The sequence below is a fragment of the Rhodoferax sp. LB1P47 genome, from assembly GCF_056521445.1.
The window spans coordinates 244,950-261,990 of sequence record NZ_JBWMAU010000002.1 but is presented as its reverse complement, the minus strand read 5'-3'; the positions used below and the strand labels follow the sequence as shown (position 1 = coordinate 261,990).

The window sequence follows — 17,041 nt, the reverse complement described above, 5'->3', positions numbered from 1 at the left end:
CTTTAATCTTCGCTGGGTGCGCACACCGATTGCGCCACCGCCACCACATGCGCACGGGCATCTTCCAGCCAGCCTACCACCCGCAGGCGGGCGGGCTGCGCGCCTTCGGGCACGCCCAAGGGCCGGATTTCCGTGTGCGCACCCGCTGCGCTCCAGTCCAGTACCAAGGTAGTACGCACCAGGTTGCGTTCGACCGCCGTGCCATCGGCCCCGGCCGGAATGGTTTCGACCAAGGCCAGCCAGGCGGTGAGCGGGCCGTGGGGAATTTCGGGCGACTCCAAAGCAATAGATGTGCCGATGTAGCCCCCCAACGCCGGGCCACGGGCCACGCGGATCTGTAGCAAATTTGGTAGCGTGGCGGCGGGCAGAAGTACTTGTACCAGCGCCCGCTGGCGGTCCAGGCCATCCTGGCGGGCGGCGGCCGACAAGGGCGCATCGTCGCCCAACGCCCCCGGCACGATCCAGTCCAACGCCACCATGCCGTGGCGTGGCTGGGCTACCTGCACATCGGCCCAGCAGGCCGCGCAATCGGCGCTGATGAAGCGCTCCAGCAAAGCCGTGGGGGCGGGTTGGCCATCGCTGGAGCAGGATGCCTGGGCGCTGGCTGCTTGGTGCAGCACCAGCAGCAGTGCGGTGGCCCAGAAGGGCAGGGTGGGTTGCATGGGGTTCCTACAATCGGCCTATGTTTTCCGCAAATACTAACTTGGCCGCACAGGATGCGCCGCTCCTCCACAACCTTAACCCTGAGCAACTGGCGGCTGTCACCCTGCCCACCGGCCACGCGCTGATTCTGGCCGGGGCCGGTTCCGGCAAGACCCGGGTGCTCACCACCCGCATTGCCTGGCTGCTGCAAACCGGGCGCGTCAACCCCGGCGGCATCTTGGCGGTGACCTTCACCAACAAGGCCGCCAAGGAGATGGTGCTGCGCCTGGGCACCATGCTGCCGGTGAACGTGCGCGGCATGTGGATCGGCACCTTCCACGGCCTGTGCAACCGCCTGCTGCGGGCGCATTACAAACTAGCGAATCTGCCGCAGAGCTTCCAGATTCTGGACACGCAAGACCAGCTCAGCGCCATCAAACGCTTGATGAAGCAGTTCAACATCGACGACCAGCAGTACCCTGCCAAGCAAACCCAGTGGTTCATCGGCAACTGCAAGGAAGAAGGGCTGCGCCCCGAGGCGGTGGAGAGCCATGACCCGCAGACCCGTAAAAAAATTGAAATCTACGCCCTGTACGAAGCGCAATGCCAGCGCGAAGGGGTGGTCGATTTTGGCGAACTGATGCTGCGTAGCTACGAGCTATTGCGCGACCAGGATGCTATTCGCGAGCATTACCAGCGGCGCTTTCGCCACATCCTGATCGACGAGTTCCAGGACACCAACAAGCTGCAGTACGCCTGGATCAAGATGCTCTCCGGCCACGGCCCCAAAGATTTGGCCACCGGCACAGCCCTACCCGGTGGCAGCGTGATCGCGGTGGGCGACGACGACCAGAGCATTTATGCCTTCCGGGGCGCGCGGGTCGGCAATATGGCCGACTTCGTGCGTGAATTCGGTGTGACCCAGCAGATCAAGCTGGAGCAAAACTACCGCAGCTTCAGCAACATCCTGGACTCGGCGAATCAGCTCATCAGCCACAACAGCAACCGCCTGGGCAAAGACCTGCGCACCACGCAAGGCCCGGGTGAGCCGGTGCGCGTGGTGGAGAACCCCCGCGATCTGGACGAAGCCCAGTGGATCGTCGACGAGGTCAAGCAGCTGGTCCGCGACGGCATGCCCCGGCAAGAAATCGCCGTGCTGTACCGCAGCAACGCCCAGAGCCGGGTGATCGAAACCGCGCTGTTCAACGCCGCCATTCCCTACCGCGTGTTTGGCGGCCTGCGTTTCTTCGAGCGGGCCGAAATCAAGCACGCGCTGGCCTACCTGCGCCTGCTGGAAAACGCCAACGACGACACCAGCTTTCTGCGTGCGGTCAACTTCCCGCCGCGCGGCATCGGTGCGCGCAGCCTGGAGATTCTGCAAGATGCCGCCCGTGCCAACGGATGTTCGCTGCACGACGCAGTGAGCATCGTGCCCGGCAAAGCAGGCGCTAACTTCGGTGCCTTTGTCGCCAAGCTGGACGTGCTGCGCGAGCAGACCGAAGGCCGCACCCTGCGCGAAATCATCGACCTGGTGCTGGACCACAGCGGCCTGCTGGCCCACTTCAAGGCCGATCGCGAAGGCGAAGACCGGGTCGAGAATTTGAACGAACTGGTCAACGCGGCGGAAAGCTTCGTCTCCCAGCAAGGCTTTGGCCGCGATGCCGTGGCCCTGCCGCTGGACGAACTCAGCCAATCCCCTGCCAGCCAGGGCCTGGACCCCAACCTGCCTGCTGCCGAGGGCTTCATCGACCAGGACAGTGGTGAAACCCTGTCGCCCCTGGCCGCCTTCCTGACCCACGCCTCGCTGGAGGCCGGTGACAACCAGGCCAAAGCCGGCCAGGAGGCGGTGCAGCTCATGACCGTGCACTCCTCCAAGGGCCTGGAATTCGATGCCGTCTTCGTCGGCGGCATGGAAGAGGGCCTGTTTCCGCACGAAAACTCCCTCAGCGACCGCCAGGGCCTGGAGGAAGAGCGCCGCCTGATGTACGTGGCCATCACCCGCGCCCGCCAGCGCCTGTACCTCAGCTTCTCGCAAAGCCGTTTGCTGCACGGCCAGACCCGCTACAACCCGCGCAGCCGCTTCTTCGACGAGCTGCCCGAATCGGCGTTGAAGTGGATCACCTCCAAATCCTCCGCCTATGGATTTACTCCTAAATCAATAGCTGGTGGCGCAGGTAGTACCTTCGCCAGAGGCACATTTAATGCTGAATCTGCACCTTTTGCCAGCCCCCCCGTGCCACCGCAAAAAGCCGCCCCCAGCCACGGCCTGCGCGTCGGCATGCTGGTGTTCCACGCCAAGTTTGGCGAAGGCAAGGTCAACCTGCTGGAAGGCAGCGGCGACGATGCCCGTGCGCAAATAAACTTCCCCCGCCACGGCGTGAAGTGGCTGGCGCTGAGTGTGGCGAAGCTCACCCCGGTGCCCTGACGCGACCGTCTTCATCGCGTCACACACCGCGTGCAGCATGGTGGAAAACCAAGCCACGGAGCCCGCCATGACAGACCTGAATGAATTCCACGTCGGCGATTTTGTCGTCTCGCTGTTTGCCAAGCCCCTGATGGACGGCACCTGGCTGGCGCGGGTGGGTATCGAACAACATTACGGCATGCCCATCCCCAGCCAGCGCACCTTCAACTTCGACAACCCGTTCATCACGGAAGACAGCGCCCTGGCCCACGCCCGCGAGCAGGGTTTGCGCATTGCGCGCGACCCGGTGGCGTTTTTGCAGATGGCGTAAACCCCGCAAGCATTAAAAAAGCCCGCTGGCATCGCGCCTGCGGGCTTTTTGCTGTGTGCAGCCCCCGCAGGGGCCGCGCTAGCTTACGTGCCGATGCGCCCACCGTCGATCTTGGTGATCACGATGGTGGCCGAGCGGGGGCGTTGGCCGGCGCCGTATCCGGCGTTGGCGGGCCACTGGCTGGTGTACTTGGCGGGGGTGTTCACGTCGGCCATCTTGGTGCCTTCGCCGGGGTGCTGGATGTTGATGAACAGCGCGCGGCCGTCCGGGGTTTCGCACAGGCCGGTGATTTCGCAGTCCTTGGGGCCGACCAGAAAGCGCTTCAGCGTGGCCGGGGTGGGGGTTTTGCCCACATAGGTTTCCACTTTTTTCACGCTGCCGTCGGCACGCGGGAAGCTCAGGGTCTGCTTGGTTCCGTCGCCCACGCGGCCCGGCATGCCAGCCAGCAGCATGCAGTTGGTTTTGTCGGTATAGGCGCTGTCGTCGGTCTGGATCCAGCACAGGCCGGTGGCCTCGCTGAAGGCCAGGCCGTCAGGGGCAGACATGTCGTTATCGTCGGTCAGTCCGGAGAGATTGACCAGGCTCTTGTCGGCATCGGCCTCGGCTGCAAACAGGTACACGTCCCACTTGAAAGCCGTAGCCGTGGGGCTGGCCTGGGCGGTGCGGATGATGTGGCCGTTGACGTTGCCCTTGCTTTCCTTGCCGTCTTTCATGTCGGTGTAGTAGCGTGGGTTGGCGGCATCGGTGGAGACCTCGCCGTCTACCGTGCGGTTGGCGTTGTTGGTCAGGCTCATGTAGAACTCGCCGGTGCGCGGGTTGATGCCACCCCACTCGGGGCGGTCCATCTTGGTGGCACCGGCGGCGTCGGCGGCCAGGCGGGTGAAGACGGCGATGTCGGCAGCGGTTTTGAACTCGAAGTCGGGGTTGGCGGCTACGTAGGGGTTGTTCATCGACAACTCCAGCCATTCACCTGTGCCGTCGGCTTTGAACTTGGCAGCAAACAGCGTGCCTTGGTCCAGGTACTTATCGCCAGCTGCCAGACGGTCGGCGGGGTTCGCATCGGCGGCATCCCACTTGGCGGTGGAGACGAACTTGTACATGTATTCGCCACGGGCATCGTCGCCCATGTAGGCCACCACCGACTCGCCGACCACGGGCTTGGAGAAGCTCACGCTCTCATGGGCAAAGCGGCCCAGGCCGGTGCGCTTGCGCAGGGGCTGCTGGGTGTAGGCATCCATTTCGACCACATAGCCGAAGGTGTTCATCTCGTTGCGGTAGTCGCCCTGGGCGTTGGCAGCGCTGGCGCTGTTGTTCCAGCGTACGTACTGGTCGGTGCTGCCACCGGTTTCCCAGCCGTGGCGGCTGGCGGCACCGGCTACGCGGCCATAGCGCACCAGGCCCGCAACGGATGGGTCTTTTTTGCCGCGCTTGTCGTCGTCTTTGGCATCGCGGAAGAAGTAGCCGTACCAGTTTTCTTCACCGGATACAAACGTGCCCCAAGGGGTTTTGCCGGTACCGCAGTTGTTCAAAGTGCCACGGCAGCGTGTGCCGTCAGTGCTGAATTTGGTGACCACATGGGCGCTGCCCATCGCCGGGCCGCGCAGCACGGCTTCGGTCATGGTGGTGACGCGGCGGTTCAGGGCCGAGCCGGGCTGGTACTTCCAGGCACCGCCTGCGGTGCTGACTTCGACCACCGACAGGCCGTGGATCATCAGCTCTTTGTCCACCTCGGCGGCGGGGCGGGGCAGGGCCGACTTGCCGCCGTTGGCGTGGATGAAGAAGGACGACAGTTTTTCGTCCGTGGTGGCTTCGTGGTTCATGGCCAGCAGGCCCCGGTTCACCGCGCTGTTGGATGCCTTGCCGCTGGCATCCAGGCCAAACCATTCCATGCCGTCGTGGTGGTCGCCCGCGCGTTTTTCCATGTCGGCATCGCTGCCGTCGTTTTTGAACGGGGTTGCACCGCCCAGAATCGGGTCGCCCAGGGCGTAAATGATCTCTACTTTGTAGCCCGCAGGCACGCTCACGGAATCGGCCAGGCTCTTGGGCACGGCGTTGAAGGCCAACAGGCGCTCGTTGCCGGCCGATGACATGGCGCCGTCGGTGGCGCAGCCGGTCAGGGCGGCCGCGCCCAGCAGGGTGGTGGCGGCCGTGCCTGCACCGCTGACCAGCAGGTTGCGGCGGCTCAGACGTGTATCCAGCACTGCGTCAAAGTGTGGGTTGGCCGAGCGGTTGGAGTCTTCTTCGTTGAAGTTGGTAGTCATATGCGTGGGTCAGTGGGTTGTAGGAGAACCCGCACATCTTCATCGGTGCATGTGACAAAGATGTGAATGTTGAATGACATAGTGGCTTACTCAGGTTTGGGGGAATAACCATTCAATATTTCAACTAAACTTGAAATATGAAATCAATTCCACTCGATGAAGCTGCTGCCGTACGTGCGTTGGCCGCCTTGGCCCAAGCCCAGCGCCTGCGTGCCTTCCGCGCCCTGGTCGTGGCCGGGGCCGATGGCCTGACCCCCGGTGTCATGGCAGAGCAACTGGGTGTGGCCCCCAGCGCGCTGTCGTTCCACCTGAAAGAACTCACCCACGCGGGCATGGTGGCCAGCGAGCCCCGGGGCCGCCACCTCATCTACCGCGCCAACTTCGACCAGATGACCGCCCTGCTGGGTTACCTGACCGAGCACTGCTGCCAGGGCGTGGCCTGCGAGGTGGCCGCTACCGGCTGTGTGGAATGCTAGGTTCAAATTTATAAAAAATCGGCACTTCGTGCTGGTCACAGCATCGTATGCAGCTCTTTATTTTGTAGCAAATTTTTTTAACCCACTGGAGTCTTTTATGGCAACCCAACCCATCAACGTCCTGTTTTTGTGCACCCACAACTCGGCCCGCAGCATCCTGGCCGAGGCCATGCTGAACCACATTGCAGGTGGTCGTTTCAAGGCCCATTCCGCAGGTAGCAGCCCGCGCGAGAACCAGCAGCCCAACCCTATGGCCTTGCAGGTGTTGCAAACCGCCGGGGTCAGCATCGAAGGCTTGCACAGCAAAAACTGGGACCAGTTCGGCGGTTTGAACGCGCCGCACATGGACCTGGTGATCACCGTGTGCGACAACGCCGCCGGTGAAGCTTGCCCCTACTGGCCCGGCCAGCCCGCCACCGCGCACTGGGGCTACCCCGATCCGTCCGACGTGCTGGGCACGGATGCGCAGCGGTTGGATGCGTTCCGCCAAACCCTGCACGCCATCCGCCGCCGTCTGGAGCTGCTTGTCAACCTGCCCGCCGCCAGCGTGGACAAGCTGATGCTGCAAACCGCCGTGCGCTCCTTGTCGAAATCGTGAGCCGGGCGGTCCATCCTTGCAGTCTGGCCCAGCAGCTGCTGGCCGAATGCCTGGGCACCGCCGCGCTGCTGTGCGCGGTGATTGGCTCCGGCATCATGGCCGAGCGGCTGGCGGGCGGCAACATGGCCGTGGCCCTGCTGGCAAATACGCTGGTGACGGTGTGGGCGCTGTATGTGCTGATCGAAACCCTGGGGCCGGTGAGCGGTGCGCACTTCAATCCGCTGGTCACATTGCTTATGTGGTCAAAAGGGCATCTAGCGCATATAAAAACTGCGCAAGCAGCTATTCTTTTTATAGTGTTTCAGCTGCTCGGTGCGGTGCTGGGTGCCTGGCTGGCGCATGCCATGTTCGACCTGCCCATCCTGCAAACCAGCGCCAAGCTACGCACCGGCAGCGGCCAGTGGATCGCCGAAGCGGTGGCTACCGCCGGGCTGATTTTCACTATTCTGCGTGCCCCGGCGGGCAAGGCCAGCCTGCTGGTGGCCAGCTACATCGGCGCGGCCTACTGGTTCACGGCCAGCACCAGCTTTGCCAACCCCGCCGCCGTCCTGGGGCGCATGCTGAGTGACACATTTGCCGGTATCGCCCCGGCCAGCGCACCCGGTTTTGTGCTGGCGCAGTGCGCGGGCGCGTTGGCGGGCCTGGGGCTGGCCCGACTTTTTGAAATTAAAGGAGCACCATGACCACGACTATTTTCCACAACCCGGCCTGCGGCACCTCACGCAACGTGCTGGCTCTGATCCGCAATGCGGGCATGGAGCCCACCATCGTCGAGTACCTGAAAACCCCGCCCAGCCGCGACCAACTCGTGGCCTTGCTGGCCCAGTTGCAGCTACCGGTGCGCGCCGTGTTGCGCAAGAAGGGCACGCCGTACGAGGAACTGGGGCTGGACGACCCGGCTTTGACCGACGACGCGCTGCTCGATGCCATCGCCGCCCACCCGATCCTGCTGGAGCGCCCCATCGTCACCACCCCGCTGGGGGCCAAACTGTGCCGTCCGTCCGAGGCGGTGCTGGACATCTTGCCATCGCCCCAGCAGGGCGCGTTTGCCAAGGAAGATGGCGAGCAGGTCGTCAACGCCCAAGGGGAACGCCTTGTCCCCTGACGTGTTGCCTAACATCGACCCGGCGCTGTTCCAGGTGCCCACCCAAGCGGCGTTGCATAGCGCGCCGCCCAGCACCCACCCGCCGCGCATCCTGCTGCTTTACGGTTCACTGCGCGAGCGTTCGTTCAGCCGCCTGTTAAGCGAGGAGGCCGCCCGGCTGCTGACCGCGATGGGGGCGGAAACCCGCACTTTCGACCCGCACGGCCTGCCGCTGGCCGACGACGCGCCCGACACCCATCCCAAGGTGCAGGAGCTGCGCGAGCTGGTACTGTGGAGCGAGGGCATGGTCTGGACCAGCCCTGAGCGGCATGGCGCAATGACCGGGGTGATGAAAACCCAGATCGACTGGATTCCCCTCACCCAGGGCGCGGTGCGGCCCACCCAGGGCAAAACGCTGGCGGTGATGCAGGTCAGCGGCGGTTCGCAATCCTTCAACGCCGTGAACCAGCTGCGCGTGCTGGGCCGCTGGATGCGCATGGTCACCATCCCCAACCAGTCGTCGGTGGCCAAGGCGTTTTTAGAATTTGACGCGGCCGGGCGGATGCAGCCATCGGCCTACTATGACCGGGTGGTGGACGTGGTGGAGGAGCTGCTCAAGTTCACCCTGCTGACGCGGGATGCGTCGCCGTACCTGACCGACCGCTACAGCGAGCGAAAAGAGAGTGCCGAAGCGCTGTCGCAGCGCGTGAACCAAAAATCCATCTGAAACCGAAAGCCCCACATGTCCACTGCACACCCGGAAGTCATCATTGTGGGTGGAGGGCAGGCGGCCCTGTCGGTGGCCTATTTTTTGCGCCGCGCCAAACGTTCTTTTGTGATCCTGGATGCCGAAGCCGCTGCGGGGGGTGCCTGGCAACACGCGTGGCCGTCGCTACAGCTGTTTTCTCCGGCCGCATGGAGCTCCATCGCCGGGTGGCCCATGCCGCCAGTGCAGGGGATGTACCCCACGCGCGCGAACGTGATCGACTACCTGCGGCAGTACGAAGCCCGCTATGCCCTGCCGGTAGAGCGCCCGGTCTGGGTGTCAGGTGTGGAGCGCGCAGAGCACGGTTTCGTGGTGCGGGCCGGGTCGCGCACCTGGCCCTGCCAGGCCGTGGTCAGCGCCACCGGCACCTGGCGCAAGCCTTACACGCCGCCCTACCCGGGGCAGGACGTGTTCCAGGGTGTGCAACTGCATTCTGCGCACTACGCGGGCGCGGCGGCATGGGCCGGCAAGCGTGTGCTGGTGGTGGGCGGCGGCAACTCCGGTGCGCAGATCGTGGCCGAGGTGTCCCAGGTGGCCGAAACCCTGTGGGTCACGTCCCAGCCGCCGGTTTTCCTGCCCGATGCGGTGGATGGCCGGGTGCTGTTCGAGCGGGCCACCGCACGCTGGAAGGCGGCCCAGGAGGGGCGCACACTGGAGCAGCCCGTGGGCGGCCTGGGCGATATCGTGGTGATTGCCTCGGTGGCCGCTGCCCGGGAGCGCGGGGTTTTGCAGGCCCGGCGTCCCTTCACCCGCATGGCGGCGCACGGCGTTGTCTGGCCGGATGGCACGGCGTTCGACGTGGATGTGGTGGTGTGGTGCACCGGCTTTGTGCCTGCACTAGACCACCTGGAGGGTCTGGGTGTGGTGCAAGACGGGCGGGTCGCGGTGCACGGCACCCAGGCGGTGCAACAACCCGGTCTGTGGCTGGTGGGCTATGGCGAATGGACAGGCATGGCCTCGGCCACGCTGGTGGGCGTGATGCGCAGCGCGCGCAGTACAGCACAGGAGATTGATGGCTACCTGGGCCGCCGGGCGGATGCCGAGCCCGCTGCGGTGGACCTGGGCAGTGACTGAATTTATAAGAAATCGGTGTCTTGCGCTTGTGCCACCTGCGCAAGAAGCTATTTATTCAATAGCAGTTGGGGCGGCTGGTTCCACCGTATCGGCGCTGAAACTGTCGCGGAACGTGAAGTACACCGAGGTCAAAAACACGCAACTGCCCAGCAGCGTGACCACAAACACGCCCACCCCCAGCAGAGCGGGCACGCCCAGCAGCAGGGCCAGGATTTGTGCTGCCAGCCCCACGCCCAGCAGCACGCCGAACCAGGTCAGGCCGAACACCAGGTACGCGCCTTTGTTGCGCCAGCAGGCCACCAGGCTGAAAAACAGGCTTTTGCCGGGGCTGATGCCGTGCCAGTACACCAGTGCGGGCGCGTGCCAAAAGGCTAGCGACAGCGGCATGTACAGCAGCATGAAGGTCAGCATGCCCGAGAGCAGTTGCACCGGGTCTTTGCTGGCTTCTTCGGCCGTGCGGTCGCCCAGGAAGAAGCGGACAAATTCGCCGCCATCGACCAGCATCGAGATACCCAGCACCGCCATGAACCCCGCCGCGTACAGGGCACCCAGCACCAGCAGCGGGCGTATGCCTTGCTGCCCGGCACGCAGGGCGCTGAGCAGAATGGCAGGCGTGGGGAAGCTGCCCTTGGTGGCCTCTAGGGTGGCGGCCATCAGGGCCAGTGCCATCGTGGGCAACAGCGCCATCGCGGCGATGCTGCCCAGTATCGGCACCAGGCTGATGATGCTGAGTGCGGCCATGCACAAAAAGAACAGCCCGGCCAGCGCCAGCGGTTGCTTGAAGAAGGTCTGGATGCCCAGCCGCACCCACAGGGTGCCTGTGCGCGCGGGGACGATTTGGAGTTTCATGGGAATTTACAGAGTGACCGGGTGGCGGATGCGCTCAGACAGCACCCGCTCGAAGTGGCTGGGGTCGTGGGCCTTGAGCATGGCCGCTTCACGGGGCAGGTAAAAGTCCCACAGGCGCGAAATCCAGAAGCGCAGCGCCCCGGCACGCAGCAGGGCGGGCAGCAGCTGGCGCTCGGCGGCGATCAGGGGGCGCACGGCGCTGTAGGCGGCCAGAAAGGCATCGCTGCGGGCTGCGTCGTGGGCTCCGCTGGGCAAATCAATGCACCAGTCGTTCAGGCACACGGCGATGTCGAACAGCCAGGCATCGGTGCCGGCAAAGTAGAAGTCGAAAAAGCCGCTGAGCTTTGGCACGCCGTCCACGCTGTCGAACATCACGTTGTCGCGGAACAGGTCGGCGTGGATGGCGCCTTGCGGCAGGGCGGCGTAGGCGCTGGACGCGGCGACGTGGTTCTGAAAGGCCAGTTCGCTGCGCAGCAACTCGGCCTGGGCCGGGTCCAGATGCGGCATCACCACCGGGGCGGTGTCGTTCCACCAGGGCAGGCCGCGCAGATTGGGTTGGGCCATGCCGAAGTCGCGCCCGGCCAGGTGCATGCGCGCCAGCATGTCGCCCACGGCGGCGCAGTGCAGCACACCGGGGGCCAGCTCGCTTTTGCCGCGCAGTTTGGTCACCACCGAGGCGGGTTTCTTTTTAACCGTGTGCAGGATGCTGCCCGCCTTGGCGCCGCCCTGGATGCCCACCGGGTCGGGCACCGGGATGCCGCGCTGGGCCAGGTGCTTCATCAGGTGCAGGTAGTAGGGCAGCTGCTCGAACGTCAGGCGCTCGAACAGGGTGAGCACGAACTCGCCGCTGTCGGTGGTGGCGAAGTAGTTGGTGTTTTCAATTCCGCCCTGGATGCCGCGTAGCGCCGTCACATCCCCTAAACCCAGCTGGCGCACCAGCGCGTTGGCCTCTTTCAAAGAGACTTTGGTATAGACCGCCATGCTTAGAAGTTCAACAGTTTCCAGACCCGCACACCCACGCTGCCCTGGCCGCCGTCGCGGCCGTCAATGCTTCGGTTGCGTGCGCCGTTGGCCGGGACCACCTCGTAGGCGGGCAGGCCGTTGCGGGGTTGGACGGTGATGGTTTGCGTCTCGCCGCCGACGCGCAGCTCTTGGATGCGTACATCCGCATCCTGCACTTCGATGTGCTGGATACGCTGGTCCAGTGGGGTAGCAGGGGTGGCCGCCCCTATGGAGGATAGGGGCGATAGACCGAATAGAAAAATGGGAAGGATGTGGTGAGCGCGCATGGCCTGGATTGTAGGCGGCTGTACCGGCGAGTTAGGGGCCAGGGGCCTCTGTCGGCTCGTCAAAGCCCAGGCGGATCAGCTCGCCCTTCTCGGGCGGGTCGGTGTAGGTCCAGTCGTCGAGTGCGTCGCGCATCACGCTGGGCGGCGCGGCGAAGGGCGCGACCGGTATATTTTTGAGAGCACGGCCCATGAAGTCGATCCAGATGGGCAGGGAGACGCTGCTGCCCGATTCGCGGCCCAGGCTGCGGGGTTTGTCGTAGCCGGTCCACACCACGGCCACCACGCTGGGCTGGAAACCGGCAAACCACGCGTCTACCGAGTCGTTGGTGGTACCGGTTTTGCCGTACAGGTCGGGGCGCTTCAGCGTGGCCTGGGCTTTGGCGGCGGTGCCGCTGCCGGTCACGGTTTGCAGCAGGCTGTTGGTGATGAACAGGTTGCGTTCGGGCACGGCGGGCAGCAGGTCGGCCAGCACCGGGGGCGGTGGCGCTTCAAACAGCACGGTGCCCTGCGCGTCTGTGATGCGCTCGATCACCACCGGCGCCAGCACATGGCCACCGTTGGCCAGCACGCCGTAGGCCGAGGCCAGTTGCAGCGGCGTGGTGCTGCCCGCGCCCAGCGCCAGGGTCAGGTTGTCGGGTTGTTTGTTGATGTCAAAACCAAAGCGGGCGGCCCATTCGCGCGCGGGCTGCACGCCCAGCATCTGCACCAGCCGCACGCTGACCAGGTTGCGCGACTTGGCCAGGGCGGTGCGCAGCGGGATGGCGCCGAGGAACTGGCCGTCGTCGTTTTGTGGGTTCCAACCTGGGCCGCCGTTCACCCCCGGCAGGTCCAGCGGGCCGTCGTTGACCACGGTGGATGGCATCACGCCCTGGTCGATGGCAGCGGAGTACAAAAACGGCTTGAAGCTGGAACCCGGCTGCCGCCAGCCCTGGGTGACGTGGTTGAACTGCTGGGTCGAAAAGTCGAACCCACCCACCAGCGCCCGCACCCTACCGGTGCCGGGGGTCAGCGCTACCAGCGCGCTTTGTACCTCGGGCCACTGGGCAATCGACCAGCCGGTTTTAGTGTCGGTGTGTTGTACGCGCAGGATGGCCCCGCGCTTGATGGCCAGCGGCGCGGTGGCCTTGGGGCCAAGGGCGGCCTGGGCCCAGCGTAGGCCCTCGCCGCTGATTTGCAGCGTCTCGCCGGTGGCCAGCCGGGCCACCACGGCCTGCGGGCTGGCCAGCAGCACGATGGCCACGCGCAGGTCTTCGTCGTCGCTGTAGTCCTTTAGCGCCATCGCGGCGGCGGCATCTTCTTCGGCCGGGTCGCTGGGCAGCTCTTCCCATTCTTCCGGGCCCCGGTAGGGCTGCTTGCGGTCAAACGCCAGCACGCCCTTGCGCAGCGCGGCGTAGGCGGCCTGCTGGTCGGTGGAGATGAGCGAGGTGGTGACCTTGAAGCCCTGCGAATAGGCCTGCTGGCCGTAGCGCTCAAACACCGCCTGGCGGGCCATTTCGGCCACATATTCGGCGTGCACCGGCACTTGCAGCGGCGAGCGGATGACCAGCTTTTCACCCGTGGCCTGGGCAAATTGCGCCTCGGTAATGGCCCCCACACTGCGCATGCGGCCCAGCACCAGCTGCTGGCGGCGGGTAGCGCGCTCTAGGTTGGTGATGGGGTTGGCGTAGGCCGGGTTTTGCGGCAGCCCGGCCAGCAAGGCCATCTCGGCCACCGACAACTGGGCCAGCGGCTTGCCAAAGTACACCTGCGCGGCGGCCCCAAACCCGTAGGCGCGGTGGCCCAGGTAGATCTGGTTCATGTACAGCTCCAGGATCTGGTCCTTGGTAAGGGACTTTTCGATCTTCAGCGCCAGCATGGCCTCTTTGAGCTTGCGCTCTGCCGTCTTGCGGTTGCTTAAAAAGAAGTTGCGCGCCACCTGCTGGGTGATGGTGGATGCCCCCTGGCGGCGGCCCCCGGTGAGGTTGGCCACCACGGCGCGCAGCACGCCAATCGGGTCGATGCCGCTGTGCTCGCGAAAGCGGGCGTCTTCAATTGCCAGCACTGCGTCTTGCATCTGCCGGGGGATCTGGGCCAGGGGCAAAAACACCCGCCGCTCGGAGCCAAACTGGGCAATCTCCACCCCGTCGCTGGTGAACACCTGCATTGCCTGCTGCGGTTGGTAGCGGGTCACCTTGTCCAGATCGGGCAGGTTGGGGTAGTACCAGGCGGCCGCCAAGGCCACCAGCAGGCCGCCCACCAGCCCCAGGCCCAGGCAGGCCCACAGGGCGGTGAGCCAGAGTTTGCCGGATTGGGCGCGGCGGCGGGAGTAGGGGGGCGTGTGGGGTGTCATACAGGCGGCTGAGATTAAAGGCAGGGTGTGAAGTGTGTATGAAGTTAGTGTGCTATATGTTTCATAGCTATTGGCGCATGTTTTATAAGCGCTAGAGGCCTAAAACATACTTTTTTTTGGTTGTGCAGGGCGGGGGTGTTGCCGCGCACACAGCGTGCCGACCGCAAAAGACTAGGGCTTACCCTCGGTTTGGGCGATTAACGAACGCCATTGTGCGATCACCGATCGTATTAGAGTAAAGCTGCAAGGGTTTTCCCCTGCTTCTCGTTACCTTTTCTGCACGGCTCTTACCGGGGCGCAGCTTTTTCAACCCACCAACCCCCTAGGAGACATGCATGGCTAACACCCTGGATGGCGCGGCGCATAGCAAGAACCAGTCGAAAAAGGCCACCGCCAGCGGCTGGATCGGATCGGCGCTGGAGTATTACGACTTTTTCATCTATGCCACGGCAGCGGCGCTGATTTTTCCGCAAATCTTCTTCCCCAAGGGCGACCCCAAGACGGCCATCATCGCCTCGCTGGCCACCTACGGCGTGGGTTACGTGGCGCGGCCCATCGGGGCGTTTTTTCTGGGCCACTGGGGGGATACCCAGGGCCGCAAGAAGGTGCTGATCATCTGCATGTTTTTGATGGGCTTTTCCACCGTGGCCGTGGGCCTGCTGCCCACCTATGACCAGATCGGCCTGTGGGCACCCGCCTTGCTGGTGCTGATGCGCCTGGTCCAGGGCTTTGCGGTGGCCGGGGAGATCTCGGGGGCCAGCTCGATGATTTTGGAGCACGCCCCGTTTGGGCGGCGCGGCTTCTATGCCAGCTTTACCCTGCAAGGCGTACAGGCCGGGCAGATTCTGGCGGCCGCCGTGTTCTTGCCCTTGGCCCACTACATGCCCACCGAGCAGTTCAACAGCTGGGGCTGGCGCATTCCGTTCCTGCTGAGCTTTTTGGTGATCGTGGCGGGCTACATCATCCGCCGCGAGGTGGACGAAACCCCGGCCTTCACCGAAGAAAACGTGGATGGCAAAGTGCCCAAGGCCCCCTTCGTGCAGGCCATTACCGAGAGCTGGCGCGACATGTTGCGGGTGATGTGCTGTTCGCTGATGAACGTGATTCCGGTGGTCACCACCATCTTTGGCGCGGCCTACGCGGTGCAGCCCGGCTACGGCATTGGGTTTGAGAAAGACATCTACCTGTGGATTCCGGTGCTGGGCAACATCGTGGCGGTGCTGGTGATTCCGTTTGTGGGCAATCTGTCGGACAAGATTGGCCGCAAGCCGCCCATCATCGTGGGTGCGCTGGCCTCGGGCCTGCTGGCCTATGTGTACCTGTATGCCATCAGCATCCACAGCGTGCCGCTGGCGATTTGCATGTCCATCCTGATGTGGGGCATCGTGTACCAGGGCTATAACGCCGTGTTCCCCAGCTTTTACCCCGAGATGTTCCCCACCCGCACCCGGGTCTCGGGCATGGCGATTTCGCAAAATTTGGGCACCCTGGTCACCGCCTTGCTGCCTGCGCTGTTTGCCTACGTGGCCCCACCCGGCGCGCTGGACATTCCGTTCACCGTGGGGGCCATCACCTTGGCGGTGACGGTGATTGCCGCGATCGCTGCCTTCACCGCCCGCGAAACCTACCGCGTCCACATGGTGGATTTGGGCAACCCCAATGCTGTGCCAGTGCCTAAGCGGGCCTATGACGCAGCACGGGAAGAACTGATGGCGGGTCGGTAAAGTCGGTAAAGACCCGCGCGTTCCAGTCCGCTCAGGGCGCGATCGCCATGCCGATCAGCGGGCTGCCGTTGCCCACGGTGCCCAGGGCGGTGCTGCCGCCGGTGGCCAGGTCCACCACATGCAGGCGGGTTTTGGGGGCTTGGGGCGAGCGCACCGCTGCCAGGGCGGTGTTGCCCACGTCCGAGATGTCAAACGTGGCATCCAGCAGCGGCCCCAGTCCCAGCGTGCCGATGGTGGTGAGCCGCCCGGTATCGGGCGACACGGCGGGGGTGGTGCCCTCGCGCGAACCCTGCATGACCAGCACGCCCAGGGCGCGGTCAATCGCGTACAGCGTGGTGATTTTTTCGTTCACGGTGTTGTAGGTATAGGCCACGGCAGACACGTTGGGGGCTTTGCCCGCATTCGCGTCGCCAGGGGCATACGACAGCTGGGTGTCGGGCTGCACCCCGGCCAGGGCGGCATTGCCGTCTACCACCGCACCGGTGTCGGGGTGGATGCGCAGGTTCATGCCGCCCTCATGCACGATGCGCATGCGGTCTACCGCCGGGTTGAAGTCAAAGCCAAAAAGGCCGCTGGGCAGTGTCAGTGCCAGCGGGGCCGCAGGCACGGCGGTGAGCGCGCCGGTGCTGGTGTTGACGGTGTAGACCCGGCCCGACTGGGCCAGCGTAAACAGCACGCCGCGTGCCACCCGGAAGTCCATGCCCACCAGCCTATCGCCCGCCGCCAGGCCGGTGACCGGCAGGCGCGCCAGGATGCGGCCCGGCTGCCCGGCGTTGAACTTCACCAGCTCCATGCCGGTGGTGATGGCCAAAACGGTTTCCTTGCGCAGGCTGCCTTGGGGCTCGGGCGGGGTGGCGCAAGCAGCCAGCAGGGCGGCGGTGATGCCGATCGCGGTGGCGGTCAATGTGCGGGGCACGGCGGGCAAGCGTTTCATGGGTGCAGTCTTTGTTATATATAAGTGGGCGTCCGCAGCGCCGGAGTTTTGCGCAGGTCCGGAATAAATTGTGCATGGAGTTTGGTGGTGCGGGACGCGGCTAGTTCTTAACCCGCACCGGGGCGTGTCTTTACACAAATGCAAATGGTTTGTATTTGTGTTTGCGTGAAATAATGGAATACCCTTAATTTTCATTGTTTGTTTTTTAACTCCGCTATGCACTGCCCCAACCGATTACGCCCACTTTCTTTTCTTTTGTCCGTCATCTACGGTGCCTACG

Annotated in this window: 16 protein-coding genes; 9 read left to right on the top strand and 7 right to left on the bottom strand. The window is 64.4% G+C overall.

Annotated elements, in window-relative coordinates; genetic code table 11:
• Nucleotides 1-2: 2 nt before the first annotated feature.
• The gene (locus AC0969_RS05115) at nt 3-662 is read right to left on the bottom strand and encodes a hypothetical protein (protein WP_479623055.1); all 660 of its coding nucleotides are present in this window, start codon (nt 660-662) and stop codon (nt 3-5) included.
• Nucleotides 663-682: 20 nt separating this feature from the next.
• Between AC0969_RS05115 and AC0969_RS05110 the strand changes: the two genes are divergently transcribed.
• Both AC0969_RS05110 and AC0969_RS05105 read left to right on the top strand, forming a co-directional pair.
• Entirely contained in the window at nt 683-3,067 is a 2,385-nt protein-coding gene (locus AC0969_RS05110; RefSeq protein ID WP_479623054.1) for a UvrD-helicase domain-containing protein, read from the top strand.
• Nucleotides 3,068-3,134: 67 nt separating this feature from the next.
• Complete coding sequence (locus AC0969_RS05105; RefSeq protein ID WP_479623053.1) at nt 3,135-3,377, top strand: hypothetical protein; 243 nt, start codon at nt 3,135-3,137, stop codon at nt 3,375-3,377.
• A gap of 83 nt (nt 3,378-3,460) precedes the next feature.
• On the opposite strand, the gene AC0969_RS05100 is transcribed toward AC0969_RS05105, so the two are convergent.
• Nucleotides 3,461-5,638 carry a PhoX family protein gene (locus tag AC0969_RS05100; RefSeq protein ID WP_479623052.1) on the bottom strand — a complete coding sequence of 726 codons (2,178 nt, stop codon included), beginning with the start codon at nt 5,636-5,638 and terminating at the stop codon, nt 3,461-3,463.
• Nucleotides 5,639-5,775: 137 nt separating this feature from the next.
• On the opposite strand from AC0969_RS05100, the gene AC0969_RS05095 reads away from it, so the two are divergent.
• The 6 genes from AC0969_RS05095 (at nt 5,776) to AC0969_RS05070 (ending at nt 9,636) form a co-directional block, all read left to right on the top strand.
• Nucleotides 5,776-6,114, top strand: a complete 339-nt coding sequence (locus AC0969_RS05095; protein ID WP_479623051.1) for an ArsR/SmtB family transcription factor — start codon at nt 5,776-5,778, stop codon at nt 6,112-6,114.
• Nucleotides 6,115-6,211: 97 nt separating this feature from the next.
• Nucleotides 6,212-6,712, top strand: a complete 501-nt coding sequence (locus AC0969_RS05090; protein ID WP_479623050.1) for an arsenate reductase ArsC — start codon at nt 6,212-6,214, stop codon at nt 6,710-6,712.
• On the top strand, nt 6,709-7,395 hold the full coding sequence (locus AC0969_RS05085) for an aquaporin (RefSeq protein ID WP_479623049.1): 687 nt from the start codon (nt 6,709-6,711) through the stop codon (nt 7,393-7,395). Before AC0969_RS05090 ends, AC0969_RS05085 begins: the two co-directional genes overlap by 4 nt.
• Nucleotides 7,392-7,817, top strand: a complete 426-nt coding sequence (gene arsC / locus AC0969_RS05080) for an arsenate reductase (glutaredoxin) (protein WP_479623048.1) — start codon at nt 7,392-7,394, stop codon at nt 7,815-7,817. The genes AC0969_RS05085 and arsC overlap by 4 nt, the downstream gene beginning before the upstream one ends.
• A complete protein-coding gene (arsH, locus tag AC0969_RS05075) occupies nt 7,771-8,523 on the top strand; it encodes an arsenical resistance protein ArsH (RefSeq protein ID WP_479623047.1) in 753 nt (250 codons plus the stop codon). Before arsC ends, arsH begins: the two co-directional genes overlap by 47 nt.
• A 15-nt stretch (nt 8,524-8,538) precedes the next feature.
• On the top strand, nt 8,539-9,636 hold the full coding sequence (locus AC0969_RS05070) for an ArsO family NAD(P)H-dependent flavin-containing monooxygenase (RefSeq protein ID WP_479623046.1): 1,098 nt from the start codon (nt 8,539-8,541) through the stop codon (nt 9,634-9,636).
• 51 nt (nt 9,637-9,687) lie between these two features.
• On the opposite strand, the gene AC0969_RS05065 is transcribed toward AC0969_RS05070, so the two are convergent.
• From AC0969_RS05065 to AC0969_RS05050, 4 genes are read right to left on the bottom strand one after another with little or no spacing between them, the layout of a single operon-like run.
• Nucleotides 9,688-10,485 carry a BPSS1780 family membrane protein gene (locus AC0969_RS05065; RefSeq protein ID WP_479623045.1) on the bottom strand — a complete coding sequence of 266 codons (798 nt, stop codon included), beginning with the start codon at nt 10,483-10,485 and terminating at the stop codon, nt 9,688-9,690.
• A gap of 6 nt (nt 10,486-10,491) precedes the next feature.
• A complete protein-coding gene (locus AC0969_RS05060) occupies nt 10,492-11,466 on the bottom strand; it encodes a homoserine kinase (protein ID WP_479623044.1) in 975 nt (324 codons plus the stop codon).
• A 2-nt stretch (nt 11,467-11,468) separates the two neighbouring features.
• On the bottom strand, nt 11,469-11,774 hold the full coding sequence (locus AC0969_RS05055) for a hypothetical protein (protein ID WP_479623043.1): 306 nt from the start codon (nt 11,772-11,774) through the stop codon (nt 11,469-11,471).
• Between the two features lie 31 nt (nt 11,775-11,805).
• Nucleotides 11,806-14,103, bottom strand: a complete 2,298-nt coding sequence (locus AC0969_RS05050; RefSeq protein ID WP_479623042.1) for a penicillin-binding protein 1A — start codon at nt 14,101-14,103, stop codon at nt 11,806-11,808.
• A gap of 335 nt (nt 14,104-14,438) precedes the next feature.
• Between AC0969_RS05050 and AC0969_RS05045 the strand changes: the two genes are divergently transcribed.
• A complete protein-coding gene (locus AC0969_RS05045) occupies nt 14,439-15,827 on the top strand; it encodes an MFS transporter (protein ID WP_479623041.1) in 1,389 nt (462 codons plus the stop codon).
• A 31-nt stretch (nt 15,828-15,858) separates the two neighbouring features.
• Here the strand turns inward: AC0969_RS05045 and AC0969_RS05040 are convergent, their stop codons facing one another.
• The gene (locus tag AC0969_RS05040) at nt 15,859-16,761 is read right to left on the bottom strand and encodes a DUF4394 domain-containing protein (protein WP_479623040.1); all 903 of its coding nucleotides are present in this window, start codon (nt 16,759-16,761) and stop codon (nt 15,859-15,861) included.
• Between the last annotated feature and the right edge of the window lie 280 nt (nt 16,762-17,041).

What these genes read in the sequence shown, in the direction of transcription:
- AC0969_RS05115 (WP_479623055.1), bottom strand. Translation starts at nt 662, where the DNA reads ATGCAACCCACCCTGCCCTTCTGGGCCACCGCACTGCTGCTGGTGCTG.
- AC0969_RS05110 (WP_479623054.1), top strand. Translation starts at nt 683, where the DNA reads ATGTTTTCCGCAAATACTAACTTGGCCGCACAGGATGCGCCGCTCCTC.
- AC0969_RS05105 (WP_479623053.1), top strand. Translation starts at nt 3,135, where the DNA reads ATGACAGACCTGAATGAATTCCACGTCGGCGATTTTGTCGTCTCGCTG.
- AC0969_RS05100 (WP_479623052.1), bottom strand. Translation starts at nt 5,638, where the DNA reads ATGACTACCAACTTCAACGAAGAAGACTCCAACCGCTCGGCCAACCCA.
- AC0969_RS05095 (WP_479623051.1), top strand. Translation starts at nt 5,776, where the DNA reads ATGAAATCAATTCCACTCGATGAAGCTGCTGCCGTACGTGCGTTGGCC.
- AC0969_RS05090 (WP_479623050.1), top strand. Translation starts at nt 6,212, where the DNA reads ATGGCAACCCAACCCATCAACGTCCTGTTTTTGTGCACCCACAACTCG.
- arsC (WP_479623048.1), top strand. Translation starts at nt 7,392, where the DNA reads ATGACCACGACTATTTTCCACAACCCGGCCTGCGGCACCTCACGCAAC.
- arsH (WP_479623047.1), top strand. Translation starts at nt 7,771, where the DNA reads ATGGCGAGCAGGTCGTCAACGCCCAAGGGGAACGCCTTGTCCCCTGAC.
- AC0969_RS05070 (WP_479623046.1), top strand. Translation starts at nt 8,539, where the DNA reads ATGTCCACTGCACACCCGGAAGTCATCATTGTGGGTGGAGGGCAGGCG.
- AC0969_RS05065 (WP_479623045.1), bottom strand. Translation starts at nt 10,485, where the DNA reads ATGAAACTCCAAATCGTCCCCGCGCGCACAGGCACCCTGTGGGTGCGG.
- AC0969_RS05060 (WP_479623044.1), bottom strand. Translation starts at nt 11,466, where the DNA reads ATGGCGGTCTATACCAAAGTCTCTTTGAAAGAGGCCAACGCGCTGGTG.
- AC0969_RS05055 (WP_479623043.1), bottom strand. Translation starts at nt 11,774, where the DNA reads ATGCGCGCTCACCACATCCTTCCCATTTTTCTATTCGGTCTATCGCCC.
- AC0969_RS05050 (WP_479623042.1), bottom strand. Translation starts at nt 14,103, where the DNA reads ATGACACCCCACACGCCCCCCTACTCCCGCCGCCGCGCCCAATCCGGC.
- AC0969_RS05045 (WP_479623041.1), top strand. Translation starts at nt 14,439, where the DNA reads ATGGCTAACACCCTGGATGGCGCGGCGCATAGCAAGAACCAGTCGAAA.
- AC0969_RS05040 (WP_479623040.1), bottom strand. Translation starts at nt 16,761, where the DNA reads ATGAAACGCTTGCCCGCCGTGCCCCGCACATTGACCGCCACCGCGATC.